The organism is Mesorhizobium sp. ES1-1 (assembly GCF_020164785.1).
Taxonomy (GTDB): domain Bacteria; phylum Pseudomonadota; class Alphaproteobacteria; order Rhizobiales; family Rhizobiaceae; genus Mesorhizobium.
On sequence record NZ_JAIUGX010000002.1, the window covers coordinates 163,465 to 178,265 of the forward strand.

Genomic DNA, 14,801 nt, shown 5'->3' on the forward strand with positions numbered 1-14,801 from the left:
TCGGTTCACCTGAGGCTTCTTGCGAATTCCTTCCACACAGGCGCTGCGCGCGCTCGACAGCTTCGCCCGGCACGGCAGCGTGTGGCGAGCCGCCGACGAACTTCACCTGACCCGCAGCGCCGTCAGCCACCAACTTCGCCTGCTGGAACGCGATCTCGGCTTCGCTCTGCTCGAGCGCATCGGCAAGGGGGTTGCCCTGACTCCGCGCGGCCAGCGCTATGCCAGCGACGTGCGCAAGGCTCTGACGGTGCTGGGCGACGCGGTGGCGCGGGATGCCGGCACCGGCGTCGGCGGTTCCTTCAGCGTCAGCTGCACCCCCGGCTTCGCCTCGCTGTTCCTGTGCACCCATATCGGCGAGTTCCGCCAGATGTATCCCGATGTCGCTTTGCGCATTCTGACGCCGCGGCGTCTCGACGATGTCAGCAATGCTGAGGCCGATGCGTTTATCGCTTTCGGCGTCGGCAATTGGCCCAACCGCGCGGTCGAGCTCCTGTGTGAAATCTCTTTCACGCCGCTCTGCAGTCCAACGCTGCTCAACAAGGTCGGTGGATTTTCCAAGCCAGACGACGTGTTGCGCGCCAATCTCCTGCATCTGGGCGACACCGAGGACTGGGCGCGCTGGCTGGCCCTATCGAGGGTCGAAAATCCCGATCCAGAGGGCGGCATCTTCTTTTCCGATATGAATTTGGTCTTCTCGGCCGCTATCGCCGGGCAGGGCATGGCCATGGGCGACGAACTGACGAGCGGCAAGGCACTGGCAGAAGGCAGGCTCGTGCGTCCCTTCGACATCTCGATCAAGTCGCCGCGCTCCTACTTCCTGGTGTCCGAACACGCCAAGGCGACGCATCCCGTGCTCGATGCCTTTGCGGGATGGCTGCGTTCGAAACTCGCCGAGAGCAATGCCATGAGCATGGCTGATCACGGACGCCACCGATCGGACAGATGAATGGAATTTGCCGATCCAGCGAAAACTATTCGGTTGCGGTGAGGCCGCACGCTGCCCTACGATTTCGCTCGACGCTACGGGCGCCATGCGTGCTGACGCATAAAGAGCCTGTATGGTTTGATTTCGCGCGTGATCTTTCGAAATCGGATTCGGTTTTCGGGGTCATGCGCCGGAAAGGGCAGGATGCGGCAACCCGGCCGGGCAGCAGAGATCAAGGCGATCGGGATCGGCAAGAGTTTCGGCTCTTTCCGTGCGCTGGACAATCTGACGCTCGATATCGGCCGGGGCGAATTCGTGACGCTCCTTGGGCCTTCGGGTTCAGGCAAGACGACCTTCCTGATGATCCTGGCCGGCTTCGTTCAGCCAACCGAGGGCCGGCTGTTCAGCGACGGCACAGACATAACCGATCGGCCCGCCGAGCAGCGCGCCGCCGGCATGGTGTTCCAGGGTTACGCCCTATTTCCGCATATGAGCGTCGAAGCCAACATCGCCTTCCCTCTCAAGGTGCGCAAGCAATCGGCGGCCGAGATCAAGCGCCGCGTCGGCGAGATGATCGAGCGCGTCGGGTTGGTCGGCCACGCCAAGAAACTGCCGGCGCAGCTTTCCGGCGGCCAGCAGCAGCGCGTCGCCCTTGCCCGCGCCCTGGTATTCGAGCCGGGCGTCTTGCTGCTGGACGAGCCGTTCTCGGCGCTCGACAAGGGCCTGCGCGGCCAGATGCAAGCCGAAATGAAGCGGCTGCATCAGGCGACGGGCACCACCTTCGTGTTTGTTACCCATGATCAGAGCGAGGCTCTGGCCCTCTCGTCGCGGGTCGCCATCTTCAACCATGGCAAATTGCTCCAGGTCGGCGCACCGAACGAGGTCTATGAGCGCCCGGCCAATCGCTTCGTCGCCGAATTCCTGGGCGAGATCAACATGCTGCCATTGAAGGGCGTGCGCAGCGCCGACAATGGCGCTACGGCCCTATGCGAGGATCGCGCCATCAGCTTGCGTGGCAGCGCCGAAGGCATTGATGGCAATGCCATTCTGGCCATTCGGCCCGAATACATGTCGATCGCCAGCGAAGCGACGCCGGGCGAGAACGGCATCGCCGCCACTGCCACCGGTTCGACCTATCTCGGCACCGCGACGCGTCTCGATCTGACGACAAAGCAAGGCGCCCGAGTTAGCGTCTCGGTGCCGAATGAAGTGGCCGCTGCCGCGCTGGGCAATGGCAATTCCGTCTGGCTGACCTGGCCGGCCGAAAAGGGATTCCTTCTTCCGGATGGAGGACAATGACGAACGGTGTGACGCGATATCGTCGCACCGCCTTGACGTATCACCAATGAAAAAAGGGGAACTTGCATGACAAACGATACAAAGAAACAAGCGATCGAGGCCTTGTCCGGAAGGGCAGGTCGCGGTGAAATCTCACGCCGGCAGTTCGCACAGATGGCGGCTTTGGTGCTGGCGGGTACGCCAATGCTGTTGCGCTCGACAAAGGCCTTTGCAGCGGCCAAGGAACTGGTGCTGGTGAACTGGGGTGGTGATGCCATCACAGCCTATGACGCCGCCTACGGCCAAGCCTTCACTAAGGAGACCGGCATCGTCGTCAAGATGGACGGCTCAGGCCCGACCGAAGGCGCGATAGCGGCGCAATCCAAGAGCGGGGCACCGACCTGGGACCTGGTCGACGTCGATCCGTTCTCAGCCATTACGTTGGGCCAGCAGGGCATGCTCGAGCCGATCGACTATAAGATCGTCGACAAGACCAAGATGCGGCCCGGCTTCGGCTGGGAACACGCCGCCTCGACCTATTTCTTCTCCTACGTCATCGCCTATGATTCCGAGAAATACGGCAAGGATGCGCCGACCGGCATGGCGGACTTCTTCGACGTGAAGAAATTCCCGGGCAAGCGCTCGCTCTACAAATGGGGCGTATCAAGCTGGGAAGCGGCGCTGCTGGCGGACGGCATAGCGCCGGCCTCGCTCTATCCGCTCGACCTCAAGCGCGCACATGACAAGATCGCTGCCTTCAAGGAAAACGTCGTCGCTTATTGGGGCGGCGGCGCCGAAAGCCAGAGCGTGCTGCTCAACGGCGAGGCCTCGATGGCGATCGTCTGGTCGACGCGCGCCTCGCTGATCGAGCAGGACTCCGGGGGCAAGATCAAGTTCATCTGGGACCAGGGTCTGATCTCTCCCGGCGCTCTTGCCGTGCTCAAGGGCAATCCCGGCGGCAAGGACGCCGCCATGAAGTTCATCGCCAGCGCGCAGGATCCGCAGAAGCAGCTGATCATGTTCGACAAGCTGGGGCAGGGGCCGGCAAATCCGGCCGCCGATGCCATGATCCCCGCCGACAAGAGGCGCATCAATCCGGTGGATCCGGAGAACATGAAGAAGCAGATCGCCCTCGACATGGATTGGTACGCCAAGAACTACGGCGCCGCTCTCGACGAATACACCAAGATCATCTCCGCCTGATCAGGCTGGGATAATCGGCCGGGATGAAGGGTTATCTTTCCGACAGGATGGGCGCGGCGCTGTTGATGGCGCCGCTGCTCCTGTTTCTGGCGCTGGCCTATGCCTGGCCATTCCTCGGCGTCGTCAAATGGAGTTTTACCTTGCCGACGCCTGGCGTCGGCCAGTACGAAGCCCTGCTCACCGACGATCTTGTGCAGTCGGTGTTCATCCGCACGCTACGAATCGCCGCTATCGTCACGCTGGTGTCGGTCGCCGCCGCCTACGCCATCACCGTCGTCTGGGTGCGCGGAACCCCGACGCAACGGCTCGTCGCCGAATTCTGCATCCTCGTTCCGTTCTGGATCTCGGTGCTGACGCGCGCCTTCGGCTGGGTGGCCCTGCTGTCCAACCGCGGCCTGATCAACAGCTGGCTGCAGGCGGTCGGGTTCATCTCCGAGCCGCTGGCGCTGGTGCGAAACGAATTCGGCGTCATCGTCGGCATGACGCATTTCCTTATTCCCTTTGCAGTCTTCCCGCTGGCATCGGCCATGCGCGCGCTCGATGATCGCGTGCTGCTTGCGGCGCGCGGACTTGGCTCCAGCCGCATGCGCACCTTCTGGTCGGTATTCGTGCCCATGACCCGCTCCGGCATCATCGGCGCCGCGATGATCGTGTTCGTGTTCTCCCTCGGCTTCTTCGTCACGCCGGCGATCCTGGGCGGCGGCCGCAGCGTCATGGTCGCCGAACTGATCTATCTGCGTATCTTCCAGAGCCCGGACTGGGGCCTGGGTGCGGCGATCAGCGTCGTTTTGGTGCTGTTCGTCGGGGCGCTGATGGCGCTGCTGTTCCGCTACGTCAGGCCCAGGCAGTTGATCTGATGCCGACCTATCGCCCTGGACCCGTCACACTTATCATTGCGGCCCTGGTGGCGCTTTTCCTGCTGATGCCGCTGCTCGCCGTCATCCCCGTGTCACTGACGCCGAGCCGCATGCTGGCAATGCCTTCTGGCGAACTGTCGCTTCGCCACTACCGCGCCCTGATCGAGGACCCACGCTGGATCGACTCCATCCTTCTGTCGATCCGCATTGGCATTGTCAGCAGCGTCTTCTCCACGCTGCTTGCGCTGTGCTTCAGCCTTGGCGTCTGGATGTTCCAGCCGCGCTTCACCGCGGCTCTGGTCGGTTTCGTCCTGCTGCCCATGGTGGTGCCGCCGGTGGTTTCGGCGATCACGCTCTACTTCCTGCTGACCTCCATCTCCGGCGTCAACTCGCTGTTCGGCTACGACACCTGGCTTGGCGTCGCCATGGCGCATTCGGTGATGACCGTGCCATTTGCGACGGTGCTGATGCTGGTCTCACTGAGCCAACTCGACCGGCGCATCGACCTTGCCGCGCGCGGCCTTGGCGCCTCGGTCTGGCAGCGCGCCACGCGCATCATCATGCCCAACATCAAGTTCGGCATCATCACGGCGGCACTGCTTTCCTTCGTACTGTCCTGGGAAGAGATCGGCGTCACCCTGTTCATCACCTCGGTTAACGCAATCACGCTGCCGCGCCTGATGTGGATGGGCCTGCGCGACAATATCGATCCCGCGATCGCCGCCCTGTCGGTGATCCTGATCATCATCACCGTCCTGGTGCTGGCGGTGCGGAGCATCGCCGTCAGGCAACGAGGATGACATTGAAGGCCACCGTGGCGAAGCCCTCGGCTAGATGATCGATGCCCGGTGCGAGTCGGTCACTGGAAAGAAACCAAGCGGCTGTAGACGATCGATGAGAGCGTCGGTGCCGTTCTCCTTTGCGAAGTCATCTTCACGCTCTGTGACACCGGTAAAAGTCAGGAACATGACCTGCCCGGACGGCAAGTTGAAATCGGACGGAAGGGAGCTTGCACGCGAAAGGATCACGTGTCTGATCAGGGAGCTTTCCTTCCCGTCGATCGGCGATCCGAGTGGAATTCGATTGCCTTCGGCCAGCGGCTCGCGGCCTTCGAAATACCCCGCACTTAGAAGCAAGTCGTAAGCGAGCAGGTTTTGCAGGCAACGGATTGCCCAATCGCCACGCTCGGTGGTGGCGAGGATAAACTCGATCCCGGCTCCCGACTGTGCGCCTGGATCGTATGCATCGTCCTCCTGATCCCACGGATTTGAGTGTCCTGAAGTCGCATAGAGCCAGAATGGCCTTTGTTGCGTCGGCCCAAACTCAAACACACCGTAGAATGGCCACGTCGGGTCGATCTCCTTGAGGCCGAATTTTGTTGAAAACAACTCGGGCGAAAGCGTGAAGATGCCACGTTGCTCGCCGCCGAATAGGGACGGATAGATTTCATCTTCCCGGATACGCCAGACATCTTCCAGACCCATGATTGATCCCTTAAGCTCCGGACCTCTCTAATGGCCGCAGGAAGACTTTATTCCCGATCTCTATTGCGCCTGCAAGTGGCCCTCGGGCCCTATATGAACCGGACCGAGACGCGACCAAATCTGCCCAAATCGCCGATGACTTCGTCACCCGGCTCGACGCCGATCGGTGTCACGCAGGTGCCTGTTATCACCACCTGTCCGGGCTGGAGCGCTATGCCGAGGCCCGATAGTTCGTTGACGATCCATGTCAGCGCAATTCGCGGGTCGCCCAGTGCTGCCGCCCCCGTTCCGTCATACCGCGCCTTTCCGGACACGAAGCCCGCCACCTCGTGTGTTGCAAGATCGACGGCGCGCCAGTCGTCCTTCGCGGCCTCGCCGATGACAAACAGATGCGCGCAAGCGTTGTCGGCTATCAGCTGCGGCGCGCCGACGGCGCAGAAATCATCGTAGCGCGAATCCGGTATTTCGATCGCCGGGTGCAAGGTCGCCACGGCCTCCATCACCTCGGCGATTTCATAGGGTGCTTCACGAGGCGACAGCCGCCGGCCGAAACGGAAACCGAATTCGATCTCGGCCACGCGCATCCTGCTTGTTGCGAGGGAAACAGTGCCCCCGACCTCGACCGATTTCTCGGCGAGCAGGCGCCCCGCCATCGGACCGTCGACATTGATGTGCCTTTGCCCGGCAAGGCTGGTCGCCGCAATCTTCCAGCCGAAAAGCGGAGCTGAGGAACGATCCGTCACACCCGACTGGATTGCGTAACCATCCGTTCGGGTTTGCGGCCGCAAGCCCTCGGGAATGGCATCGAGGCGGGTGCCGTTGTCCCAATGGCCGACCAGCAAGCGCGACGCGGCTTTGGCTTTTTCTGGGTCAAGCATCGTTTCTCCGAACACACGAACACGCCGCTGCCCAACGCTGTGCGGGCCACTGGCCAGGACAGAAGGTCCGCCATATGCAGCCCGCTCCTCTTGCCGCAACGATAGGGGAGCAGAAATCGGGTGTCCACATCCATGCCATGGCGAGCGGCAAGGCTGAACACCATCTAAAGGATGCGTTGCCATCATCTCGCGTTCCTGGCGCTTGCACTTCGCGCTTCTGTGGTTAGGTTTGCCGGGGTTGATTGATTGTGGAGTAGCGGCCGCGATACATCGCGGGCCGCGACAGCGAGGAATGACGATGACCGCGTCCATCGACTTGCAGCAGGCATTGTTCCAGAGGTTGAGAAGCGATAAATCGCTGTCGGCACTGCTGGGCGGGGCCGGCCTGCTTGAGCAGCCCGCCGACAATGTCGCTTTCCCCTATGTGACCTGCGGCCAGACCAGGGCCTTCGACTGGGACCCCGGAGCCAAGGATTCCGCCGACCAGCTCATCACTTTGCATGTCTGGTCGAAGGCTCAAGGCGATAAGGAGACACAGGCCATCATGGAGCGTATCAAGGCGCGCCTCGCCGACGCCGTGCTGGTTATCGGGCCGCGTGGACAGACACGTCTTGTGCTTGAATTCTCCGAGGCTCGCTATGATGAAGAGCTGTTGGTGCATCACGGGCTACTGCGCTTTCGCGCGATGACGCAGGAAAATGCCTGATGCGCCTTCAACATGGGTGAAACTGGGTCTAGACTGAGATCCGCGGTTTCACCGGGCTGGGCGGCGGGATCGGCTGCAGGTTGTCTCGCGTCTCAGGGGGTAGCGGGCATGGTTTTATCGGCGTTCACTGTTCATTTCACGTTCAGCACCGACGCGTTACAACGCCGGCCATGAACACGCTTGGCAGCCAATTCCGAACCGCGACGCTGGCGCTCTGTGCCGCGGGTCTTTTCGCGTCATCGCAGGCAATGGCGATGCCGATAGCCGCGCCGGATCAAGTCAGCCCTATCGTACTGGCCGCGTCCGATTGCTACGCGATCGGCCAGCAGGTTGCCGAGCAGAATGGCGGAACGCTCGCCAAGGCGTCGCAGTCGACACGCGGCGGCCAGCCCGTCTGCGTCATCGTCGTGCTGGTGCCGGGCAAGGACGGCCAGCGTCCGCGACGTTCCGAGATCGTCGTGCCGCAAAACTAAACGTCCATTTTGCAGGGCAATATCCGACCCACATCTACTGTCTAACCAGCTCTTCAACAGGTAACGATCTCCGCATGCGCGTGCTCGTCGTCGAGGATGACAAGGATCTCAACCGGCAGATAGCGGACGCGCTGGCCGATGCCGGCTATGTCGTCGATCGTGCCTTCGACGGCGAGGAAGGCCATTTCCTCGGCGATACCGAGCCCTATGACGCCGTCGTGCTCGACATCGGTCTGCCGCAGATGGACGGCATCAGCGTGGTCGAGCGCTGGCGTCGCGGCGGCCGCAAGATGCCGGTGCTGATCCTGACTGCGCGAGACCGTTGGAGCGACAAGGTCTCCGGCATCGACGCCGGCGCCGACGACTACGTCACCAAGCCGTTTCATATCGAAGAGGTCCTGGCGAGGGTCAGGGCCTTGATCCGGCGCGCCGCCGGACATGCGTCGTCCGAACTGACCTGCGGCCCGTTGCGCCTCGACACCAAGGCGTCGAAGGCCGACGTCGACGGTGTGCCGCTGAAACTGACCTCGCACGAATTTCGCCTGCTCGCCTATCTTATGCATCACATGGGCGAGGTCATCTCGCGGACCGAACTGGTCGAACATCTCTACGATCAGGATTTCGACCGCGATTCCAACACGATCGAAGTGTTTGTCGGGCGGCTGCGCAAGAAGATGGGCATCGACATGATCGAAACCGTGCGCGGCATGGGCTACCGCATGCGTGAGCCGGAGGCGTAACTCGGAACCGCTCAGACATTCCGCTAGGACGTCGCTTTCGCTGCGCTGGTGGCCGCGTTCGCTGACGTTTCGCGTGATCGCCTTTTCGACGGTCTGGGCGATCCTTACCCTTATAGTCATCTTTACCCTGATCACGACGCTCTACCGCCAGGCCAGCGAACGCGGCTTCGACAGCCTGCTCTCGGCGCATCTGTTCAACCTGATCGGGTCCATCGGAATTTCCGACAGCGGCGCGCTCACCGGCGCTCCCGACCTCGGGGACCTTCGGTTCTCGGAGCCGGCTTCCGGCTGGTATTGGGCGGTCGAGCCGGCCTCGGAAGGTGTGCATGGCAACCTCCATTCATCATCGATGACGAAGACCATTCCTTCACCGAGCGTTGCAGCCGTGCCGTTCAATGCCAGCTTCCAGCGCAGTTACGCGGCAGAAGGCATCGATGGCGAGCGGTTGGAAGTGTTCGAGAGCGAATTCGTCCTGGACGCCAAGAACCGCGCCGCCCGTTTCCGTGTGATGGGCAATCAGAGCGAACTGGAACAGGAAGTCGCCAGTTTCCAGCGCCGCCTGCTGACCTATCTCGGCCTTTTCGGCATCGGCATGATCGCCATCAACGCGATCGCCATCCTGCTCGGCCTGCAGCCTTTGCGCAGGGTCCGGAATGCCCTGGCGATGGTGCGCGAGGGAACCGCGCAGAGGCTTGACGGCCACTTCCCGGCCGAGATCGAACCGTTGGCGAACGAGACCAACGCCTTGATCGAAAACAACAGACGCATCGTCGAGCGCTCGCGCACCCAGGTGGGCAATCTCGCCCATTCTCTGAAGACGCCGCTGGCGGTCCTGCTCAACGAGGGCCGGGCACTTGGCGGCGCCAAGGGACAATTGATCGCCGAACAGGCCGCCTCGATGCAGAAGCAGGTCGAGCATTACCTGCAGCGCGCCCGTGTCGCGGCGCAACGCGACAGCGTCGTCTACCGCACGCCGGTGACGCCGCTGGTCCAGCGCATGATACGGGTCCTTCAAAAGCTCAATCCGCGCACGGACCTGTCGCTTAAATTGCCGGCCACCGAGATCGTCTTCGCCGGCGAGCGCGAGGATCTTGAGGAATTGCTGGGCAATCTTCTCGAGAATGCGATGAAATGGGCACGAAGCGCCGTCTCGGTATGGGTTATGCCTTTGACCGGCAAGGACGGCCTGTTCGAAATCGGCATTGAGGATGACGGCCCGGGCATCCCCGAGGACAAGGCTCGAGAGGCACTGAAGCGCGGGAAGCGCTTGGACGAGACAAAGCCGGGGTCGGGCCTTGGACTGGCCATTGTCGCCGACCTCGTCAACGAGTATGGAGGCGTTCTGGCGCTTGAACGGTCCGACATGGGCGGATTGAAGGCGGTGGTGCGATTGCGGAGCCTTCAGTGAAGTATTTCGAGCCCAATCGAAAGCGCTGGGCGCGCCCCGGGGTGGCCGGCCTGCCTTTTGGCCTGGACGCGGCCGCCAGCGGCCAAATTTCCGACAAATATCAATACTATGGCCTGGCCGACCTCTTAGATGACGCGACCCCCGGCGCATCCAGGGCAGGCTCCAACTCAAGAGAACCGGTTGTTGGCATGAAGATTCGCGTCGCCCTTGTTGCCGCCCTGCTGGCCGTATCCGGTTGCACGACCTTGGGTGGCAAGAGCCCGGGTGTGGCGCCAACGCTCGCCTCCGTGCCGCCCTCCGGCGGCAAGGTCACAACGACGATCATCTCCGCGATGGGCGGCGGTCTCATAAGCGGCTCGATCGGCAACGGTCTCAGCGACGCCGAGAAGCGCAGCGCGCTCGAGGCGGAGTACAAGGCGCTCGAATACACGACAAGCGGCCAGAAGGTTGCGTGGAAGGGCGCTCAGGCGTCGCGCTATGGCGAGGTGGTTCCCGCTCAGCCCTACCGTGTCGGTTCGCAAGATTGCCGCCAGTACACTCAGACGGTGTTCAACGGTGGGGTAGGGGTCACGGCGCGCGGAACAGCTTGCCGCAACGCCGACGGCAGCTGGACGCCGCTGACCTGAGAGCCAGCCGGCCGGTTGCGCCTGGGCGATTGATGCCGATCAAGGACGTGCGGCGCAGCCGCCGTCAAAGCGTCGCAGGATGCTTGTGTTGGCAGGGCGGGGCTCTGCCTTTATTGGAAGAGTCATGCTGTTCTGGGTCATAGCCGCACTCCTCACACTGGGCGCCAGCCTGGCCGTGCTGTTGCCGCTGGCCACGGGTCGCAGGCTGGCTTTGTCGAGCCGTGATCATGATCTCGCGGTCTATCGCGATCAGTTGGCGGAGCTTGACCGGGACGGCGCTCGCGGCCTGATCAAGCCGGCGGAGGCGACCGAGGCACGCGCCGAGATCGCGCGCCGCATACTGCGCCTGGACAGCGCGGATCAGGCCGGCGACGCCAGCCCTGGCAGGGCCCCGGCCGTCGCAAGGCTGGTGGCGACAGCCGCTGTGCTGATCGTGCCGCTCGTCAGTTGGGGCCTCTATAGTCAGCTTGGCTCGCCTGACCTCCCGTCGCAGCCGCTCAGCGAGCGGCTGGCCAAGAATCCGGCCGACAGTTCCGTCGACGAACTGGTGGCGCGGGCGGAAGCCCATCTTGCCGCCAATCCATCCGTCGGCAGAGGCTGGGATGTGCTGGCGCCCGTCTACCTGCGCATGCAGCGCTTTTCTGATGCGGCCGGCGCATATCGCAACGCCATTCGCCTCGATGGCGACAGCGCGGTTCGCCAGGCGGGCCTTGGCGAGGCCATCGCCGGCGCGGCAGGGGGCATTGTCTCGGCCGATGCCCAGGATGCCTTCGAGGCGGCGCTAAAGCTCGATCCGGCCAATGCAAAGGCCAGCTTCTATCTGGCCGTTGCCCTCGCGCAGGAAGGCCGCGGCAAGGAGGCTGCGGCGGCATGGCAGGCGATGCTGGCTCGATTGCCGCCGGATTCACCCTGGCGCAGCGCGGTCGGGCAGGCGCTGGCTAAAGCGGCCAGCCCCGAAGTCGCGGCAGGCGGCACGAATGGACCCGATGCCGCGGCGGTCGACGCGGCCTCCGCCATGTCTCCTGCGGACCGGCAAGCCATGATCGGAACCATGGTTGCCGGCCTGGACGGAAAATTGCGACAAAATCCGCGTGACCCGGAAGGGTGGATGCGGCTCGTTCGTTCCTATGTCGTACTGGGCAAGACCGATCAGGCGCGCGACGCGCTCGGTCGCGCTATATCAGTCTTTGGAACCGGCAGTGAAGAAGCCAGGAAATTCACCGCCTTTGCCGCCTCGCTTGGCCTGACGGCAACGGAGTAGAACCGGACATGACACGCAAGCAGAAACGGCTGTCGGTCATCGTCGGGGGCTTGGCGTTCCTCGGCGCGGCCACCGGGTTGACGTTCTATGCGCTTGGCCAGAAGGCGTCCTATTTCTACATGCCGGCCGACCTGACCACCGCCAGCGTGGCGCCGGGGCAGCGGATTCGGCTGGGTGGGCTTGTCGAAAAGGGCACGGTCCAGCGCGGGCAGCGCGCGACGGTCGCATTTTCGGTCACCGACACCCACAAATCCGTCAAGGTGACCTACACCGGCATACTGCCTGACCTGTTCCGCGAAGAGCAGGGAGTGATCACCGAAGGGACTTTCGGTCCCGACGGCGTTTTCGTCGCCGACAGCGTGCTGGCCAAGCATGACGAACGCTACATGCCCAAGGAAGTGGCCGATGGCCTCAAGGAAAAGGGCGTATGGCAGGAGAGCAAGAGTGAATAGGTCTGGCCTCAGCACAAGAGTAGACAGCCGGCATGGTTGAGACCGGACATTTCGCCCTGGTCCTAGCTTTCGCGCTTTCCCTGGTGCAGATGACCGTGCCGCTGTTTGGCGCGCGCCTCGGCAACCAGCGCCTGATGGCCGTCGGCGGTCCGGTCACGGTCGCCGGCTTTGTCCTGACCGCGCTGTCTTTTGCTGCATTGGCGAGTGCCTATGCCAGTTCGGATTTCTCGGTCGCCAGTGTCTGGGAAAATTCGCATTCGCTGCAGCCGCTGATCTACAAGCTCACCGGCACCTGGGGCAATCATGAAGGCTCGATGTTGCTCTGGGTTCTGATCCTGACCTTCTTCGGCGCGCTTGTCGCTGCTTTCGGATCCAATCTGCCGGCAACCTTGCGAGCCAATGTGCTGGCCGTCCAGGGCGCCATTGGCGCCGCCTTCTTCCTGTTCATCCTGTTGACATCCAATCCCTTCGTCCGGCTCAATCCAGCCCCGATCGAAGGGCGTGATCTCAACCCGGTCCTCCAGGATCTGGGCCTCGCCGTCCACCCGCCGCTGCTCTATCTCGGCTATGTCGGTTTCTCGATCTGCTTTTCCTTCTCCGTCGCCGCCCTCATCGAGGGGCGCATCGACGCCTCCTGGGCTCGCTGGGTGCGCCCCTGGACGCTGCTTGCCTGGATGTTCCTGACCGGCGGCATCGCGATGGGCTCGTACTGGGCATATTACGAACTCGGATGGGGCGGCTTCTGGTTCTGGGATCCGGTCGAGAACGCCTCCTTCATGCCATGGCTGGCCGGCACGGCGCTGCTTCATTCGGCCATCGTCATGGAAAAGCGATCGGCGCTGAAGATCTGGACATTGCTGCTCGCCATCCTCACCTTCTCGCTGTCGCTCCTTGGCACTTTCCTGGTGCGTTCGGGCGTGCTGACCTCCGTCCACGCCTTCGCCAGCGATCCGACCCGCGGTGTCTTCATCCTCGGCATCTTGACGCTGTTCATCGGCGGGTCGCTGGCACTGTTTGCACTACGGGCCTCCCGGTTGACGGCCGGGGGCCTGTTCCACCCGATTTCGCGCGAGGGCGCGCTGGTCCTCAACAATTTGTTCCTGACCACGGCGACCGCGACCGTTCTCGTCGGTACGCTCTATCCGCTGGCCTTGGAGGCGCTTACCGGCGACAAGATCTCGGTCGGGGCACCGTTCTTCGACCTGACCTTCGGCCCGTTGATGCTGCCGCTTCTGGTACTTGTACCGTTCGGGCCGCTGCTGGCGTGGAAACGGGGCGACGTCTTCGCAGTTGCACAACGCCTAATGGCCGCCTTCGCCATTGCTCTGACCGCGATGCTGGTCACTGGCCTGTTTATCGACGGCGCCTCGGTGTTCGCCGCCCTCGGTATCGGCCTTGCCGTCTGGCTGGTCGCCGGCGCGCTCACCGACCTTGCGGTCAAGTCCGGCGTGGGCTCGGTGGCACCGGCAATCATGTTCAGGCGCTTCGCCGGCCTGCCGCGTTCGGTCTTCGGTACGGCACTGGCGCATCTCGGCCTCGGCCTGACATTGCTCGGCATCGTCGCCACGCTTTCCTTCGGCACCGAGAAGATCCTAAGCATGCGCGCGGGCGACACGGTCGAATTATCCGGTCATAGGCTGCGTTTCGTCGGCCTCTATCCGGCTCAAGGGCCAAATTACAGCGAGGATCGGGGCCGCTTCGAACTGATCGGTGCGAGCGGCAGTCCTGTCGGCGAAATCAGCTCGGCGAAGCGCTTCTTTCCGGTGCGGCAGACAATGACGACCGAATCCGGCATCAAGACCCTTGGTTTTTCACAGCTGTACATTTCGCTCGGCGATGCAGGCAAGGACGGTTCCGTCGTCGTGCGCTTGTGGTGGAAACCGCTGGTGACGCTGATATGGGGCGGTGGTCTGGTGATGATGGCGGGCGCTGCCATGTCGCTGATGGACAGGCGACTGCGCGTCGGCGCGCCTTCTCGTCGGCGCAAGCAGGCTCTGGCTTCCGCTGGCCTGCCATGAGCCTGAGACGGTCCCTGGCCTCGATCCTCCTGCTGTTGGCCCTGCTCTTCGCCGGGACGGCCATGGCGGTGAAGCCCGATGAAATGCTGGCTGATCCGGTGCTTGAGGCAAGGGCGCGCGCGCTGTCGGAAGGACTGCGCTGCATGGTCTGCCAGAACCAGTCGATCGACGAATCGGACGCCGATCTCGCCCGAGACCTGCGCATTCTGGTGCGCCAGCGGCTCGTAGCCGGAGACACAGACCAGCAGGTCATGGACTACGTCGTTTCGCGCTATGGCGAATTCGTGCTGTTGAAGCCACGTCTCGACCTGCGCAATGCGCTGCTTTGGGGCACACCTGTGCTGCTTCTGCTGGTGGGGGGAATTTTTATCGTGCTTTCGGCGCGTTCGCGCAGGAACCTGGCGACGAAATCGCTTTCCGCCGAAGAGCAGGCATCGCTGGACGCCATATTGCGGCGCGACTGAAGGGTTGGCCCGCAACATTACCAAAGTT

General features: G+C 62.9%; 16 protein-coding genes. 14 read left to right on the plus strand and 2 right to left on the minus strand.

The window, feature by feature from the left end; all coding sequences use genetic code 11:
• Positions 1 to 19 precede the first annotated feature (19 nt).
• The 5 genes from LB513_RS03525 to LB513_RS03545 all read left to right on the plus strand — a co-directional run bounded on the left by LB513_RS03525 (position 20) and on the right by LB513_RS03545 (position 5,063).
• Positions 20 to 946 (plus strand): LysR substrate-binding domain-containing protein, encoded by a 927-nt coding sequence (locus LB513_RS03525; RefSeq protein ID WP_224662080.1) that lies wholly within the window; start codon positions 20 to 22, stop codon positions 944 to 946.
• A 183-nt stretch (positions 947 to 1,129) separates the two neighbouring features.
• On the plus strand, positions 1,130 to 2,224 hold the full coding sequence (locus LB513_RS03530; protein WP_224662081.1) for an ABC transporter ATP-binding protein: 1,095 nt from the start codon (positions 1,130 to 1,132) through the stop codon (positions 2,222 to 2,224).
• Between the two features lie 66 nt (positions 2,225 to 2,290).
• Positions 2,291 to 3,406: an ABC transporter substrate-binding protein gene (locus tag LB513_RS03535; RefSeq protein WP_224662082.1), complete on the plus strand. Its 1,116-nt coding sequence runs from the start codon at positions 2,291 to 2,293 to the stop codon at positions 3,404 to 3,406.
• 23 nt (positions 3,407 to 3,429) lie between these two features.
• Complete coding sequence (locus LB513_RS03540) at positions 3,430 to 4,263, plus strand: ABC transporter permease (protein ID WP_224662083.1); 834 nt, start codon at positions 3,430 to 3,432, stop codon at positions 4,261 to 4,263.
• Positions 4,263 to 5,063: an ABC transporter permease gene (locus LB513_RS03545; protein ID WP_224662084.1), complete on the plus strand. Its 801-nt coding sequence runs from the start codon at positions 4,263 to 4,265 to the stop codon at positions 5,061 to 5,063. The genes LB513_RS03540 and LB513_RS03545 overlap by 1 nt, the downstream gene beginning before the upstream one ends.
• 30 nt (positions 5,064 to 5,093) lie before the next feature.
• Here LB513_RS03545 and LB513_RS03550 read toward each other — a convergent pair whose 3' ends face one another.
• Entirely contained in the window at positions 5,094 to 5,747 is a 654-nt protein-coding gene (locus tag LB513_RS03550; protein ID WP_224662085.1) for a suppressor of fused domain protein, read from the minus strand.
• 89 nt (positions 5,748 to 5,836) lie between these two features.
• Positions 5,837 to 6,625 (minus strand): 2-keto-4-pentenoate hydratase, encoded by a 789-nt coding sequence (locus LB513_RS03555; RefSeq protein WP_224662086.1) that lies wholly within the window; start codon positions 6,623 to 6,625, stop codon positions 5,837 to 5,839.
• 298 nt (positions 6,626 to 6,923) lie between these two features.
• Here LB513_RS03555 and LB513_RS03560 point away from each other — a divergent pair, with 298 nt between their 5' ends.
• From LB513_RS03560 to LB513_RS03600, 9 genes are all read left to right on the plus strand, one after another.
• Entirely contained in the window at positions 6,924 to 7,331 is a 408-nt protein-coding gene (locus tag LB513_RS03560; RefSeq protein WP_224662087.1) for a DUF3168 domain-containing protein, read from the plus strand.
• Positions 7,332 to 7,501: 170 nt separating this feature from the next.
• Positions 7,502 to 7,804, plus strand: a complete 303-nt coding sequence (locus LB513_RS03565; protein ID WP_224662088.1) for a hypothetical protein — start codon at positions 7,502 to 7,504, stop codon at positions 7,802 to 7,804.
• A 74-nt stretch (positions 7,805 to 7,878) separates the two neighbouring features.
• Positions 7,879 to 8,544 (plus strand): response regulator transcription factor, encoded by a 666-nt coding sequence (locus tag LB513_RS03570; RefSeq protein WP_224662089.1) that lies wholly within the window; start codon positions 7,879 to 7,881, stop codon positions 8,542 to 8,544.
• On the plus strand, positions 8,528 to 9,952 hold the full coding sequence (locus tag LB513_RS03575; RefSeq protein WP_318011148.1) for an ATP-binding protein: 1,425 nt from the start codon (positions 8,528 to 8,530) through the stop codon (positions 9,950 to 9,952). Before LB513_RS03570 ends, LB513_RS03575 begins: the two co-directional genes overlap by 17 nt.
• A 188-nt stretch (positions 9,953 to 10,140) precedes the next feature.
• Positions 10,141 to 10,578 carry a hypothetical protein gene (locus tag LB513_RS03580; protein WP_224662090.1) on the plus strand — a complete coding sequence of 146 codons (438 nt, stop codon included), beginning with the start codon at positions 10,141 to 10,143 and terminating at the stop codon, positions 10,576 to 10,578.
• Positions 10,579 to 10,702: 124 nt separating this feature from the next.
• Positions 10,703 to 11,839: a c-type cytochrome biogenesis protein CcmI gene (gene ccmI, locus LB513_RS03585; RefSeq protein ID WP_224662091.1), complete on the plus strand. Its 1,137-nt coding sequence runs from the start codon at positions 10,703 to 10,705 to the stop codon at positions 11,837 to 11,839.
• A gap of 8 nt (positions 11,840 to 11,847) precedes the next feature.
• On the plus strand, positions 11,848 to 12,291 hold the full coding sequence (gene ccmE, locus LB513_RS03590; protein ID WP_224662092.1) for a cytochrome c maturation protein CcmE: 444 nt from the start codon (positions 11,848 to 11,850) through the stop codon (positions 12,289 to 12,291).
• Positions 12,292 to 12,323: 32 nt separating this feature from the next.
• Positions 12,324 to 14,309 carry a heme lyase CcmF/NrfE family subunit gene (locus LB513_RS03595; RefSeq protein WP_224662093.1) on the plus strand — a complete coding sequence of 662 codons (1,986 nt, stop codon included), beginning with the start codon at positions 12,324 to 12,326 and terminating at the stop codon, positions 14,307 to 14,309.
• Positions 14,306 to 14,773 carry a cytochrome c-type biogenesis protein gene (locus tag LB513_RS03600; RefSeq protein ID WP_224662094.1) on the plus strand — a complete coding sequence of 156 codons (468 nt, stop codon included), beginning with the start codon at positions 14,306 to 14,308 and terminating at the stop codon, positions 14,771 to 14,773. The genes LB513_RS03595 and LB513_RS03600 overlap by 4 nt, the downstream gene beginning before the upstream one ends.
• Positions 14,774 to 14,801: the final 28 nt, after the last annotated feature.